General features: G+C 60.7%; 1 rRNA gene. It reads right to left on the reverse strand.

The features are described 5' to 3' along the window. Window positions 1-1,579 (reverse strand): 23S ribosomal RNA (locus tag H9626_RS15670); the annotation flags it as partial.

A 1,579-nucleotide genomic window follows, 5' to 3' on the forward strand; every position in this document is an offset into this window, starting at 1 on the left:
CTCGTGCTATGGGCAGGCCTCCTCAAGGTTCCGACGAGCGCAGAGGATAGAGACCAAACTGTCTCACGACGTTCTGAACCCAGCTCGCGTGCCGCTTTAATCGGCGAACAGCCGAACCCTTGGGACCTGCTCCAGCCCCAGGATGCGACGAGCCGACATCGAGGTGCCAAACCATCCCGTCGATATGGACTCTTGGGAATGATCAGCCTGTTATCCCCGGGGTACCTTTTATCCGTTGAGCGATGCCGCGTCCGTACGCCGGCACCGGATCACTATCTCCGACTTTCGTCCCTGCTCGACCCGTCGGTCTCGCAGTCAAGCCCGCTTGTGCGATTGCACTCGACACCCGATTGCCAACCGGGCTGAGCGGACCTTTGAGCGCCTCCGTTACTCTTTGGGAGGCAACCGCCCCAGTTAAACTACCCGCCAGGCACTGTCCCTGACAAGGATGACTTGTCGAGGTTAGACATCAAACGAGAACAGAGCGGTATTTCACCTGCGGCTCCACGGATGCTGGCGCACCCGCTTCGAAGCCTCCCGCCTATGCTACACAATCCGCGCCTAATGCCAATACCAAGGTATAGTAAAGGTCCCGGGGTCTTTTCGTCCTTCTGCGCTTAACGAGCATCTTTACTCGTACTGCAATTTCGCCGAGCTCCTGGTCGAGACAGTGGGGAAGTCGTTACGCCATTCGTGCAGGTCGGAACTTACCCGACAAGGAATTTCGCTACCTTAGGATGGTTATAGTTACCACCGCCGTTTACCGGGGCTTGAATTCACCGCTGCCCCCCGAAGGGATGACGGATCCTCTTAACCTTCCGGCACCGGGCAGGCGTCAGAGCGTATACAGCGACTTACGTCTTCGCACGCTCCTGTGTTTTTGGTAAACAGTCGCTACCCCCTGGTCTGTGCCACCCCCGCACGCTCCCCAGGCTAGCTGGTTCACCCGCAGGGGTCTCCCTTATACCGAAGGCACGGGAGTAATTTGCCGAGTTCCTTGACCAGGATTCGCTCGATCGCTTTGGTATTCTCTACCTGACCACCAGTGTCGGTTTGGGGTACGGGCGGCTGACAGCCTGACGCCGAAGCTTTTCTCGGCAGCCGGGATCACCGGATTCGGCCCATACGGGCCCCACCATCGCACCTCGCCCTGATGCCCCCCGGATTTGCCTGGGGGACGGGCTGCGTGCTTGGCCACGGAAAACCACCTCCGCGGCCGGCTACCCTTCTGCGTCACTCCTGCGCTGACCTACCGGGGCTACGGTCCCAACACGACGCCGCGACCCAGGCCCGAAGGCCGGGGAGGCGACGACGCGGAGGTTAGTGCTCACCCTTTCGGTTTTGGCGGCTGAAAGCCGGTACGGGAATATCGACCCGTTCATCCATTCGACTACGCCTGTCGGCCTCGCCTTAGGACCCGACTCACCCAGGGACGATGAACGTGGCCCTGGAACCCTTGGTCATCCAGCGGGCGGGATCTTCACCCGCCTCTCGCTACTCATGTCTGCATTCTCACTCCCCACCGGTCCACGGCAGGATTACTCCGCCGCTTCGCCCCGCAGGGGACGCTCTCCTACCC

Source organism: Phocaeicola faecium, assembly GCF_014837055.1.
Taxonomy (GTDB): Bacteria; Bacteroidota; Bacteroidia; order Bacteroidales; family Bacteroidaceae; genus Phocaeicola; species Phocaeicola gallinarum.